The 11,667-nt window shown below is 53.5% G+C and carries 13 protein-coding genes; 3 read left to right on the top strand and 10 right to left on the bottom strand.

Annotated features, from left to right (window positions below):
• Nucleotides 1–13: 13 nt before the first annotated feature.
• From M467_RS21155 to M467_RS21145, 3 genes are read right to left on the bottom strand one after another with little or no spacing between them, the layout of a single operon-like run.
• Complete coding sequence (locus M467_RS21155) at nucleotides 14–463, bottom strand: hypothetical protein (protein WP_021066157.1); 450 nt, start codon at nucleotides 461–463, stop codon at nucleotides 14–16.
• 12 nt (nucleotides 464–475) lie between these two features.
• Complete coding sequence (gene fabZ / locus M467_RS21150; RefSeq protein ID WP_021066156.1) at nucleotides 476–898, bottom strand: 3-hydroxyacyl-ACP dehydratase FabZ; 423 nt, start codon at nucleotides 896–898, stop codon at nucleotides 476–478.
• 13 nt (nucleotides 899–911) lie between these two features.
• Complete coding sequence (locus M467_RS21145) at nucleotides 912–1,163, bottom strand: DNA-directed RNA polymerase subunit beta (RefSeq protein ID WP_029594701.1); 252 nt, start codon at nucleotides 1,161–1,163, stop codon at nucleotides 912–914.
• Nucleotides 1,164–1,369: 206 nt separating this feature from the next.
• On the opposite strand from M467_RS21145, the gene mscL reads away from it, so the two are divergent.
• Nucleotides 1,370–1,747, top strand: a complete 378-nt coding sequence (mscL, locus tag M467_RS21140) for a large-conductance mechanosensitive channel protein MscL (RefSeq protein ID WP_021066154.1) — start codon at nucleotides 1,370–1,372, stop codon at nucleotides 1,745–1,747.
• A 27-nt stretch (nucleotides 1,748–1,774) separates the two neighbouring features.
• Here the strand turns inward: mscL and M467_RS21135 are convergent, their stop codons facing one another.
• The 4 genes from M467_RS21135 to M467_RS21120 form a co-directional block, all read right to left on the bottom strand.
• Nucleotides 1,775–2,872, bottom strand: coding sequence for a glycerate kinase (locus M467_RS21135; protein WP_021066153.1), 1,098 nt, complete (start codon nucleotides 2,870–2,872; stop codon nucleotides 1,775–1,777).
• 64 nt (nucleotides 2,873–2,936) lie between these two features.
• Nucleotides 2,937–3,716 (bottom strand): flagellar hook-basal body protein, encoded by a 780-nt coding sequence (locus M467_RS21130; protein ID WP_021066152.1) that lies wholly within the window; start codon nucleotides 3,714–3,716, stop codon nucleotides 2,937–2,939.
• Nucleotides 3,717–3,727: 11 nt separating this feature from the next.
• On the bottom strand, nucleotides 3,728–4,501 hold the full coding sequence (locus M467_RS21125; RefSeq protein WP_021066151.1) for a flagellar hook-basal body protein: 774 nt from the start codon (nucleotides 4,499–4,501) through the stop codon (nucleotides 3,728–3,730).
• Nucleotides 4,502–4,621: 120 nt separating this feature from the next.
• The gene (locus M467_RS21120; protein WP_021066150.1) at nucleotides 4,622–6,553 is read right to left on the bottom strand and encodes a sensor histidine kinase; all 1,932 of its coding nucleotides are present in this window, start codon (nucleotides 6,551–6,553) and stop codon (nucleotides 4,622–4,624) included.
• Nucleotides 6,554–6,733: 180 nt separating this feature from the next.
• Between M467_RS21120 and M467_RS21115 the strand changes: the two genes are divergently transcribed.
• Nucleotides 6,734–8,545 carry a sensor histidine kinase gene (locus tag M467_RS21115; RefSeq protein ID WP_021066149.1) on the top strand — a complete coding sequence of 604 codons (1,812 nt, stop codon included), beginning with the start codon at nucleotides 6,734–6,736 and terminating at the stop codon, nucleotides 8,543–8,545.
• Nucleotides 8,526–9,305, top strand: coding sequence for a response regulator (locus M467_RS21110; protein WP_021066148.1), 780 nt, complete (start codon nucleotides 8,526–8,528; stop codon nucleotides 9,303–9,305). Before M467_RS21115 ends, M467_RS21110 begins: the two co-directional genes overlap by 20 nt.
• Nucleotides 9,306–9,340: 35 nt before the next feature.
• Here M467_RS21110 and M467_RS21105 read toward each other — a convergent pair whose 3' ends face one another.
• From M467_RS21105 to mreB, 3 genes are all read right to left on the bottom strand, one after another.
• Nucleotides 9,341–10,102, bottom strand: coding sequence for an SDR family oxidoreductase (locus M467_RS21105; RefSeq protein WP_021066147.1), 762 nt, complete (start codon nucleotides 10,100–10,102; stop codon nucleotides 9,341–9,343).
• Nucleotides 10,103–10,537 carry a DUF4275 family protein gene (locus M467_RS31425; protein WP_021066146.1) on the bottom strand — a complete coding sequence of 145 codons (435 nt, stop codon included), beginning with the start codon at nucleotides 10,535–10,537 and terminating at the stop codon, nucleotides 10,103–10,105.
• A 101-nt stretch (nucleotides 10,538–10,638) separates the two neighbouring features.
• Nucleotides 10,639–11,625 carry a rod shape-determining protein gene (gene mreB / locus M467_RS21100; protein WP_021066145.1) on the bottom strand — a complete coding sequence of 329 codons (987 nt, stop codon included), beginning with the start codon at nucleotides 11,623–11,625 and terminating at the stop codon, nucleotides 10,639–10,641.
• Between the last annotated feature and the right edge of the window lie 42 nt (nucleotides 11,626–11,667).

Here is an 11,667-nt window from a genome sequence, read left to right as displayed (position 1 = left end):
ATCATCCGTTCGTTCATTCATTTGTCGAATCTACTACCTCGAGTGGCATCGACACCTCAGCCTCGCCCTCTTCTCCGATATGGAAGAGAGGCAGCGTCTCGGTGACGAATAGGTCGGGGTTCAAATCCGCTTGATAGACGTAAGTTCGCACATCCCCTTCGCGTTCCGCGACGAGTTCACCGAACGGAATCGGGACACGCGTGCCGTCGACTTCATAACTAATGATCGTCGTTGGATCGAGGCGACGGTCTTCGAGCATCCGAATCGTGAACAACATCGTTGAGCTGTTCGTCCGCTCGAGCGAGACCGCAATCGATTCCGATTGGCCGGCTCGCTTGTCGATCATCGCATCATCGACGTCCTGTTCGAACACGACGTTCTCCTCGACCGGATCATCTTGCACTTGTTGGCAACCGACGATGGTCGCCAATCCGAGAATCAAGGCAATCACCAATACGCGCATCTCGTTCTCTCCTCACTTCAAGGCGAAAGTGAGTTCCGCTTCACAAGCAACTTCTCCATCGACTGTCGCCACGGCGCGTCCTTTACCGATCGGTCCGCGCACTTTCAAGATTTCGACCTCGAGGCGCAATTGATCGCCCGGGACGACTTGACGTTTGAAGCGACATCCGTCGATGCCTGCGAAGAACGCGAGCTTGCCGCGGTTCGACTCTTGCTTGAGCATCGCGAACGCGCCTACTTGCGCGAGCGCTTCGACGATCAAGACGCCAGGCATGACGTTATAGTCCGGGAAATGTCCATTGAAGAACTCTTCATTCGCCGTCACATTCTTTAATCCAACGGCCCGTTTGCCTTCTTCGACTTCAAGAATTCGGTCGATGAGCAAAAACGGGTACCGATGCGGGATCACTTCTTTAATCTGTTCAATCGTGTACATGGTTCCACCACCCTTATGATGTTAGCCAAAAATCGGTGATATGGCGCCACGTGTCGATGTTGAACACGTCCTTCCACTCGCCTCCGCCAATCACGCTGTACCCAATGATGGCCCCAATCGCAAGCATCACGAAAGCCAACAGCAGGACAACGATGACGCGTAACAAGATCGGGAAACGTCGATGGTTCGATAATCGCTTCCGCTCCGTCCGCTCTTTGGACTCGGTCTGTTCCGAGCCGTTCTGTTCTTCGTTCGCCACGTCCATACATCCTTTCAGCTGAATTAATCATAACATATTAGTACCTGGTATTAAAACTATTGCATGAGTTCTATATAAGTGTAACGTATCTACCATACGTCGAACAAGCGCCCGGCCTAGGGCAAGGGCGACGCTTCTGTGAAAAATACTGCCCGCTTCCACCTATGCTGTGCTACCGTAAGAGTATTCATCATTTAGGAGGGTTTATTTTTATGTGGAAAGAATTCAAAGAGTTTGCGATTAAAGGCAATGTGATCGACCTGGCCGTCGCCTTCATCCTCGGGGCCGCCTTCACGGCCATCGTCACGTCGCTCGTCAACGACATCTTCATGCCGTTCCTCGGCATCCTTATCGGCGGCATCGATTTCTCGACGCTCGCGGTGTCGGTGTTCGGCGTGAACGTGACGTATGGCAACTTCCTGCAAGAAATCGTCAAGTTCGTCCTCATCGCCTTCGCCTTGTTCATGATGGTCAAAGTATTGAACCGTCTGAAGCGAGAAAAAGCGGTCGAAGAGACACCGGAGCCGGAACTGTCGCGTGAAGAACAGCTTCTCTCGGAGATTCGTGACCTATTAAAAGAACGTTCGTGACCCAAAGACGCCTGAACCGAAGTTGGTTCAGGCGTCTTTGTCGATTAAACGGAACGCTCGGCTGACGGCGTCCGTCAAGAGCGGTGCCGCTTGCTGCATCGCCTCCTCGAGCGTCATCACCCGGGAAACAATCGGGAAGACGGCCTGAATCCCGACGTCCGGGACGGCAATCAGTTCTGATTGTCCGGCGAAGACGAGCGTCGGTACGTCGTACGCATGGGCAAGACGCGCCAACCCGTACGGCGCTTTCCCGTGAAGCGACTGCTCATCGAAGCGACCTTCCCCCGTGATCAACCAGTCAGCCGTCCGTAACGTCTCCTCTAGATTCGACCACCGCACGACGTCCTCAATCCCGCTCACATACACGGCCCCGAGCTGATAGAGCGCGAAGCCGATCCCGCCGGCCGCGCCCGCTCCAGGTCGTTCTGTCATATCAGACTCGAAACAACGGGCGTATGAGGAAAGTCCTTTCTCGTAGCTAACGACGTCTTGTTTGGCCAGTCCCTTCTGTGGTCCGAACACGGCCGCCGCCCCCATTGGTCCGAGCAACGGGTTCGTCACGTCCGAGGCGATCCGCCACTCGACTTGACTCGCTTCCGGGAGGAATCCTGTCCAATCGACTTGAGCGACGTGCTCGAGTTGATGTGGGAACGGCCCAATGATCTGTCCAAACTCATCGAAGAAGCGGACGCCGAGCGCCTCGAGCAGACCTTTGCCTCCGTCGACGGTCGCACTCCCGCCGAGGCCGACGGTGATGCGTTTTGCCCCGCGCTCGAGCGCATGCCGAATTTGCAGCCCCGTCCCATAGGAGCTGTAGCGCCACGGGTCGAGTGTATCGACAAGTGTGAGCCCAGACGCCTCGGCGACTTCGATGACTGCTTCTCGCGTCAGTTCTAACCAACCGTACCGCGCTTGTCGCATCGTCCCGTCAAGCGACATGACGTCTTGCGTGATGGTCTCGGCATGTGGATGTGTCAGGAGCCACGCATCTAAAAATCCTTCGCCTCCGTCTGAAATCGGCACCTCGATGACATCGTGTCCAGCGAGTGCCCGACAAACCGCCCGATTCGCTTCCACGCTCGTCAACGACCCTTTGAACGAATCCATCGCCACGACAATCCGCATGTCCATCCCTCCTCCTATTAAGTGTAACGCAAAAACCGCCCTTCCGAGGAAGAACGGTCTGTGATTAACGGAGTGACGTGACGAGTCCCATCATCTGGTCACTCATCGACAACGCCCGTGAATTCATCTGGTAGGCACGTTGCGTAATCGTCATGTCGGTCATCTCTTTCGTCAAATCGACGTTCGACGATTCAAGCGTCCCTTCGATCAACAGATTGCCGAGCGGACGGTCAACGTCCGCCGCCAAATCAGCCGCATAGACGTTGTTGCCGAGCGGTTGGAGCGCTGACGTGTTGCGCACCTCGACGATATCGAGACGGCCGAACTCTTGCTCGACACCGTTCACACTGGCGACGACCATCCCATCTTGACGGACACGATGCGCCGTCGCTTCGTTCGGCATGACGATCGGGTTCCCGTCCGCACCCAGGAGGGCGTTTCCGTTCACATCGACGAGCGTTGTCGTCTCACCGACCGACAGCTGCATATTCCCGCTCCGAGTCAATCCGACACCGTTCTCCGTCTCGACGGCGAAGAACTGGCGGCTCGCTTTCAAGAATACATCAAGGCCACGGTCCGTCTTGCGAATCTGGCCGATATTGAACTGTTGGCTAATATCGGCGACGTGACCGCCAACACCGATTCGAATCCCGTTCGGCGTATCGCGCCCGACCTCGAGCTCGGCGCGTGGTTGATTGTCATACGCCTGCGACAAGAGCGAGGCGAAGTGGGTCTGTTCCCGCTTATATCCGGCCGTGTCGACGTTGGCAATGTTGTGACCGGTCACATCGAGCTGGCGCTGAAGCTGCGTGAGCGAAGAGACCGAGTTATAAATCGATTGCATAAGCTTCCTCCTTAACGAATCCGAGCGATTTCAATAGCCCGCTCAGCACTCTTGTCATACGCTTGGACAACTTTTTGGTTCGCCTCGAATTGACGGTACGTCGTCATCAAATCGGCCATCGTCCGATCGAGATCGACGTTCGCCTCTTCGATAAATCCTTGTTGGAACTGAACGTTCGCAGCAGGCGGGGCGTCTCCATTGACCCGATAGTCGTTCCCGACTTGCTCGAGTGTCGCCAAGTCATCGATTTGGACGGCACCGAGCGTCGCCACGTTCTGCCCAAGTGACGTGATTTGTCCGTCACCTGATAACGTGAACTCACTTGACGGCAATTGAATCCGTTCGCCGGCGTCTGAGAGGATATACCCGCCATCTGCCGAACGCAAGAAGCGTTCCTCATCGACCGCGAAGCGTCCGTTCGTCGTATAGAGCGTCTCACCGTTCTGTTCGACGGCGAACATAGCGGCACCCGTCGCGTCAGCCGGTACCTTCATATATACGTCGGTCGGGCTGCCCGTCTCGGAGATGCTTCCCGTCGAGAAACGCGGCATCGTCTCTTGTAGATATACGCCCGTCGACAACGTGCCGACTTCGCCTTGCACGCGTGAGCGCGCATTCCCAGGGTGGCTCACTTGGGCAAGCAACATTTCTGGGAACGAGCGGACGACGCCGTTCGATGCCTTGAATCCAGGTGTCCGGACGTTTCCAAGGTTATTGCTCAAAATCTCTTGTTGACGCTGGAGCGCGTTCATCGCGCCCGCCGCCGTATATAATCCGCGTAGCATGGTTCGTCTTCCTTTCATCGTTCAAAGTCTTCACTTTCTATATCGTACCAAAGGAACGTTTCATTCACCGTTTTTTGAAAAAAACTAAAAAAACCACTTCGTAGTATGAAGTGGTTTTCATCAAGCGACAATCGGGAGTTCGACCGTCATAATCGTCCCGTTTCCGAGTTCAGAACGAACGCTGATCGTTCCGCCGTGCGATTCAATAATCTCCTTACAGATTGCAAGTCCAAGGCCGGTGCCTCCAATATTGCGACTCTGTTCGTTCTGCACACGGTAGAACTTCTCAAACAGTCGTTCAGTATCTGCGGGTGCCACACCCATGCCTTCGTCTTCGATGGCGATCCGGATGACATCGTCATCACACGAGACGTTGACGGCGATATTGCCGCCGTCGGGTGAATATTTAATGGCGTTATTCAAGATGTTCGAAAACACTTGACGCAGTTGCGCCGGGTCCCCGGAGACGCGAAGCGTTTCATCACAATCGAAATGAAACGCATGCAACTCAGTCGAACCGGCATGAATCTCAAGGACATCAGACAATAGTTCGAACAAACTCTCGACTTTGAAGTCTTGCTCCGTTTTACCAGCTTCCATCTTTTGCACATCGAGCAAATTGCTGACGAGCCGCTCGAGCCGGGTCGTCTCGCTATGAATCATGCTCAAGTAGCGTTTTCGCTTCTCTTCGTCGACGTGACGATGTTCAAGCAGTTCGGTAAAACCGAGAATGGATGTGAGCGGGGTCCGAAGTTCGTGAGAGACCGTCGCGACGAGTTCCGTCTTCAAGCGATCAATCTCAATCTCTTTCGTAATGTCCCGCGACACAAACATCACGCCGAAACGTTCGTCCTGCAGTTCAATCGGTTCGGCGTACATCCGTATGATACGTCTTCCCCCTTGCATCGAATACGTAAACGTTTCATCGAAGATTCCACAGTTTTTAGCCCGGTGTGTGAAGCGATTGAGACCGTCCTGATCATCGATTTGGTCCATGAACGGCTCATAAAATGCGTCAATCGGATACAAGCTCTGACGGTCGCCGAACGGGAACGGCTGCTCATACAGTTCGAACAGCGCCTCATTGGCGAAGCGTTGATTTGTGTCCACCTCGACAAAGACAATCGCGTCGCGCATCGTATGGAGAATCCGAGCCGTCTTCTCGCGCTCTTTCTCGAGTTCAGTATGTTGATGAATCAACGAGCTCGACATCTCCGTGAATGATTTCGATAGTTGACCGACCTCGTTTTTCATTGGATTGATCGGAATAAGCGTGGCATGCGGATCGACGGCCAGCCGTTCACTGTTCGTGATGAGCGCCTCAAGCTGTTTCGTCAACCGCACAATATATGGTTGTAGGCTAACGAAGAGGATGAACAACGCGCCGAGCAAAATAAGCAGCCACATCCATTGGGCTTTGGCGAGCTGCTCCGACAGTTCTTCCCGGAGGCCCGACTCTTGAAAGTCGAGCTCGGAGCGATAGTCCGTGAATACCGATTCCATGTCGACGATGCTCGCACTCATATCGGCCGCACTATTTGAATTAAATTTGAATCGTGTCTGATTCGACGATGCATTTTTCGGCATAAGCTGGCCGACGGTCGCCATCTGTAAGAACGGCTCATCGACTTCCCCGTTCGCCTTGGCGACAACGTACCGTTCGAGACCAGGCATGACGCGCGTCGTATAGATGGTAAAGAGCAGGCGCGCCTCTTCCGCGAACGTCGTCTCTTCGTTCGTCTCGGTGTTCTGTTCAAACCAGCTCGTCTGGCCGTCGATTCGGTCTTGGGCTTGCTTGACTTCCGCGAGCAATGCATCCTCCCCAAGTAAGACGTGGCCGCGCATCTCGTATTGCATCGACTGCCATGTCTCGAACAAATCAGTCGCCCGCGATCGCTGTTCACTGATACGTTCAAGCTCGACCGTTGTTTCGCGGATTGCCTGCTGGGTATAAAAGTATGTGCCGAGTGACGTCAACGTGATTAAGGCGATTAATACATAAAACACGGTGAGGACTTGGCGGCTAATTCGTTGTTCAATCCAGCGTTTCATATATAGCCTTCTTTCATATTGATGATTAATCGGATTGGGTAGTTTCGTATGTTCGGCTATTCAAAAAAGTCAGTTTCGTGTACGATAAGAAAACATTCGTCACTTTATACGTGAACGATTAGTTTCAGTATATCGTTCGTTTCTCACAAGAAACTCACAAATCACGAAGGGAATATGCAGATGACCCCTAAATCGATTGGACTGGTCGTATTGATTATCATCTTCGCGCTCGCTGGCGGCTTCGCCTTGACGCGTGGACAGACAATCGACGACTCAGTCACCGTCACACAAGGAACGGCCGATTTGACCGATTCTCGTGTGACCGACCAACTCATGCGTCTCGATGGGACGTGGCGCTTTCAATCGAGCCTGCTCGAACGAGTCGACCGCGAATCGTATCGACAACTCCCGCATGTAACGCCGCACAAGACGGCGACTTATGAAACCGACATCTCACTGCCCTCGGGACAATACGCTTTGCGTGTCCCGCGTAACCACCCACATGTCAACCTCCTCATTGATGGAGAAGCTGTCTCGCCCGTCTACGCATCGACAGATCAAGACCGTAGGCATGCCTATCTCGTTCTGTTAGATACGCAGACGCCGACGTTTCGTTTGACGATTCAAACGGCTGAGACAAATGAGCTCTCGACTGGTATTTCCGATAGCCTGCTCATCGGTCCAACGAGCAATATGATGACCTATCATAATCAATACTTCAGTTATGAGTTCGTGATCATCCTCATCTCGCTCCTCATTTTTTCTTTCTATGCGATCGTTTGGCTGTTCCATCGCAAAGAATCACTCTATCTATATGGAGCTGCTTTCTTTTTCCTCGTCAGCGTCTCGCTTATGACGAGTGATCAAATGATCGTATTCGAAATCGTCCCTATGATGTCTTACGTTTTAGCCCATAAATTAAATTTGATTACAGCATTACTGAGCGTCGCGATGTTAATCAACTTTGCGTTACGTCTCGAACGCGTCCCGTTTCGACACTTTTTGAAGTATGCGTCCTACCCGCTCTATGCGTTCAGCCTCATCGCCTTGGTGTTGCCTGAAGGTGCACACGCGATATTCGACCAATTTCCTTGGGTGTATGTCCTGTTCATCACATTCTTCTGGACCGGACTGAACATCAATTGGCTGTTCGAACGAAAAGACGACGGCTATCCGTTCGAATTTCTCGTATTCACGATCTCGCTCATCATCGGCTATATCGGACAGTTGATTAACGTTCTGATTGACCACCCGAATCAAGAACTGTATACGAGCGTCATGTCACTCATTTACTTCCTACTCATGTTCACGTTGCTCCCGATTCACTTATCGACGGATAAACGGCAAAAGCGTGAGGTGCAGACGTTCGCCAACCAAAGTGAGATTTCATTCTTCAATGCGCAAATCAAACCGCACTTCTTGTATAACACGTTCGGTAACGTCATCGCCCTCTGTTACACGGCACCGACCGAGGCGGCGCGTTTGCTCAGTCATTTGAGCACATATGTCCGCTTCATCTTCGAGAACGGGCGCACCGAGAACGATATCTCGCTCAAGCAAGAACTCGACGTCATCGACTCGTATTTGATGATTGAGCAGACTCGCTTCAATGATGCGTTCACTATCACGAAAGATATCGACGAATCCGTCCTCAATGCCTCGATTCCACCGCTGTTATTGCAACCGCTCGTCGAGAACGCGGTCCAGCATGGGTTGATGAAGCAACCAGGTATCAAACGGCTCATGTTGTCGATCCAGTCCTCAGATGATGCAATCGATATCCGGATTGCCGACAACGGTATCGGGTTCAACCCGAGTCCGCACTTGAGACAATCGACTGGAATTGGTATCTCGAACGTCAAGAATCGAATCGACTTCTTGCCTGGTGCCACATTTAAATTAAATTCTGAACCAGGGGTCGGGACGCATGTGCATATCCGACTCCCAAAACGAGAGAGGATGAACGAGCAACATGCGCACGATTTTGATTGAAGACGAGCACCATATTTTAAGGATGATGGAACGCCTCATCCAAGCTGAACCAAACTTGAAATGGATGGGGTCGTTCCACGATCCGTTCCAAGCACTTGAATTTTTAGCAAACCAGGAAGTCGACCTCGTGTTTCTCGATATCGAAATGCCCCAGATGAACGGTCTCGATTTCGCCAAGCGCCTTCCCGAGACGACACAAGTTGTTTTCACGACGGCGCACAGCCAATACGCGGTCGATGCGTTCAACTTGCAAGCGACGCACTATCTGCTCAAGCCGATCACCGAACAGATGATTCACGACCTGATCCCGCGCGTCTCGAAGCGATACACGGAGACGCTATCAACCGAGCATCACAGGACGTGTACGATTCAATGTCTCGACCACTTCTCGGTCAAGACGCAAGACGGCGACCTCGTCAAATGGCCGACACAAAAGACGGAGGAGCTGTTCGCCTACTTGATTTTCCACCGCGATAAAGTCGTCAACAAATGGCTGATCGCCGAGACGCTTTATCCAGATATCGACGAGCCGCAGCGGGCGCTCCATAACGTCTATAACCTCGTCTACCGGTTGAAGAAGACGCTCGCCGAGTATGATTTGAGCATCTCTGTTCAGACAATCAATAACGGCTATTCGCTCCATTTGGACGACGTCTGTATATGCGATTACCATGATTGGCTGGACGCAAAGCGCAAGCCGTTCCCACAAACTGATTTAAACGCCCGTCTCTTTGTCGACAAAGACTATACGTGGCATTAAAAAGAGCTTCTCCCTTCAATTAGGAGAAGCTCTTTTTATCGTCCGACGAAGCCACCGTCGACGTGAAGATGTTGGCCATTGACCCACGCCCCGTCCGGCCCCATGAGGAACGCGATATAGCGGGCCGTGTCCTCGGGTGTCCCGACACGTCCATGTGGGAATAGCGGTACGAGTTGTTGACGAAGCGCGTCATCAATCCAACCCGAATCGGTCGGGCCCGGGTCGAGCGCGTTCACGGAGATTCCATACTGACCTGCCCCATTGGCCAGTGCCGGCGTGATGGCGATCAACATGCCTTTCGTGGCGATATAGGCCAAATTGGATGCATCCGCTCCCCCGGACACCATGAACAGGATGCGTCCGTCCGTATGCCCAGCCTGTTTGTATCGCTCGATGAAGGCGAACGTCAGACCGAGCGTCCCTTCATTGTTGACGAGATAATGCCGGCGAAGTGTCTCGGTCGTGAACGTATCGACACTCACGTGCCGTTCATACGTCGCGTTGTTGATGAGACGGCTCGGAGTACCGAGCGCCGCTTCGACGCGGTTGAGTAGCCCTTCTGCGTCTCCAGACGCCAAATCATACGCTTCGTGTGCGACACGGGCCCCTGATGCCCGTAATTCGTCGACGAAGCCGTCGATGAAGTCCGGTTCCGCTCCGACGCCTTCCGTGCCGTCAAACGGGCTCCAATGCGTGAGATACAAGTCATGGCCTGACGTAGCGAGTTTTCGCGCGATGGCTGCCCCGATGCCTTGCGTCCGGCTGACGCCGGTAATGAGTGTGAGTGGTCGTGTCATTTAATGATCCCCTTTAGTCCTTAATTTGGTGAAAAAATACGGCCCCCAGTCCGCTTCGTGCGGGATGACATACGTCCACGTGTAAGCCGGGTCGACGATATAGATGTCCGCATAGTCCATGGTTTCGACAATCAACTCTTTCCTGGCAAGTGGTTGCGCTTGCGTCAAATCGAGCTCGAGCACATCGTTCGAGTGTTGAAAAAAGAGCATCGCTTTCCACTTCCCGGCCCGTTCGAACGCATGCTCAGCAGCCGTTCCGACGAGACAGCCGTCAGTTTCTGCCCCAATATCCTCCCATAGATAAGGGGAAAGCCGTGTCCGCTGTTCCGGTCGGATGAAGTGCGCCACCCATGTCTGACGCGCTTCCTCACCTCGGTCTTCAACCTCCGTGACCTCGACTCCTTTCGCCGTCAATCGCTCAATCAATGGATTCATCTGTAGCCCTCCCTCCCTTAGTCTATCCATTTCCAGGAAATTCGGACAGTGTTGAACGCAAAAAAGCACGACGTCTACTGACGCCGTGCCTTTAGATGATCTTACTTCAAACGATCCAAGTGCTCGAGCATGATGCCCGTGCCGTGCGCGACGCTGAGCGTCGGCTCTTCGGCAATCATGACCGGCAATCCGACACGCTCGGCGACGAGCTGGTCGATCCCGTGGAGGAGCGAGCCGCCACCTGTCATGATGATGCCGCGGTCGATGATATCGGCCGCAAGTTCCGGAGGCGTCTGTTCGAGGACGCGCTTCGTTGCTTCGACGATCTCATTTGCCGATTCGGCCATCGCTTCACGGAGTTCTTCCGACGTGATGGTTACCGTACGCGGAAGCCCACGCACCATGTCACGACCTCGGATATCCATCGTCTCGTTACGTCCGCCTGGGAAGACCGTCGCAATCTCTTTCTTGATTTGCTCGGCCGTCCGCTCACCGATGACGAGCTTATGCTTGTCTTTGATGGCGCGGAGGATGTCCGTATCGAACCGGTCCCCGGCGATTTTAATCGTTTCGCCGCAGACGATATCGCCCATCGAGAGGATGGCAACGTCTGTCGTCCCGCCACCGATGTCGACGATCATATGACCGACCGGCTTCCAGATGTCCATGCCCGAACCGACGGCTGCCGCTTTCGGTTCTACGGCGAGGAAGACCTCTTTCGCGCCGGCCTTCTCGGCCGCCTCACGGATGGCTTTTGCTTCGACCGGTGTCACGTTCGCCGGCGTACAGATGAGCATGCGGATGCCGCCAAAGAAACCGCGGACTTGAATCTTCTCGACGAAGTGACGAAGCATCTCTTCGGTTGTCGCGAAGTCGGCGATGACGCCGTCACGGAGTGGACGGATGGCGACGATGTCACCAGGTGTACGTCCGACCATCTGATACGCTTCTGTCCCGACAGCGAGTACTTTCCCTGTCGAACGCTTAATGGCAACGACCGATGGCTCGTCGAGGACGATGCCTCGACCTTTGACGTGGATGACGACGTTTGCTGTTCCTAAATCAATCCCGATATCTTTTGAAAACATGGTGTGTAGGTTCCTCCGTTCATTACTTCATTGAAAAGAGCG

Source organism: Exiguobacterium chiriqhucha RW-2 (assembly GCF_000416965.1).
GTDB classification, from domain to species: domain Bacteria; phylum Bacillota; class Bacilli; order Exiguobacteriales; family Exiguobacteriaceae; genus Exiguobacterium; species Exiguobacterium chiriqhucha.
Note: the sequence above shows the minus strand (reverse complement) of the source record. Positions and strands in the feature narration are given on the sequence as shown.

Excerpts from the sequence above, each read along its gene's own strand:
- fabZ (WP_021066156.1), bottom strand. The coding sequence starts at position 898 with ATGTACACGATTGAACAGATTAAAGAAGTGATCCCGCATCGGTACCCG.
- M467_RS21115 (WP_021066149.1), top strand. The coding sequence starts at position 6,734 with ATGACCCCTAAATCGATTGGACTGGTCGTATTGATTATCATCTTCGCG.
- mreB (WP_021066145.1), bottom strand. The coding sequence starts at position 11,625 with ATGTTTTCAAAAGATATCGGGATTGATTTAGGAACAGCAAACGTCGTC.
- M467_RS31425 (WP_021066146.1), bottom strand. The coding sequence starts at position 10,537 with ATGAATCCATTGATTGAGCGATTGACGGCGAAAGGAGTCGAGGTCACG.
- M467_RS21130 (WP_021066152.1), bottom strand. The coding sequence starts at position 3,716 with ATGCAATCGATTTATAACTCGGTCTCTTCGCTCACGCAGCTTCAGCGC.
- M467_RS21105 (WP_021066147.1), bottom strand. The coding sequence starts at position 10,102 with ATGACACGACCACTCACACTCATTACCGGCGTCAGCCGGACGCAAGGC.
- M467_RS21155 (WP_021066157.1), bottom strand. The coding sequence starts at position 463 with ATGCGCGTATTGGTGATTGCCTTGATTCTCGGATTGGCGACCATCGTC.
- M467_RS21135 (WP_021066153.1), bottom strand. The coding sequence starts at position 2,872 with ATGCGGATTGTCGTGGCGATGGATTCGTTCAAAGGGTCGTTGACGAGC.
- mscL (WP_021066154.1), top strand. The coding sequence starts at position 1,370 with ATGTGGAAAGAATTCAAAGAGTTTGCGATTAAAGGCAATGTGATCGAC.
- M467_RS21125 (WP_021066151.1), bottom strand. The coding sequence starts at position 4,501 with ATGCTACGCGGATTATATACGGCGGCGGGCGCGATGAACGCGCTCCAG.
- M467_RS21120 (WP_021066150.1), bottom strand. The coding sequence starts at position 6,553 with ATGAAACGCTGGATTGAACAACGAATTAGCCGCCAAGTCCTCACCGTG.
- M467_RS21145 (WP_029594701.1), bottom strand. The coding sequence starts at position 1,163 with ATGGACGTGGCGAACGAAGAACAGAACGGCTCGGAACAGACCGAGTCC.
- M467_RS21110 (WP_021066148.1), top strand. The coding sequence starts at position 8,526 with ATGCGCACGATTTTGATTGAAGACGAGCACCATATTTTAAGGATGATG.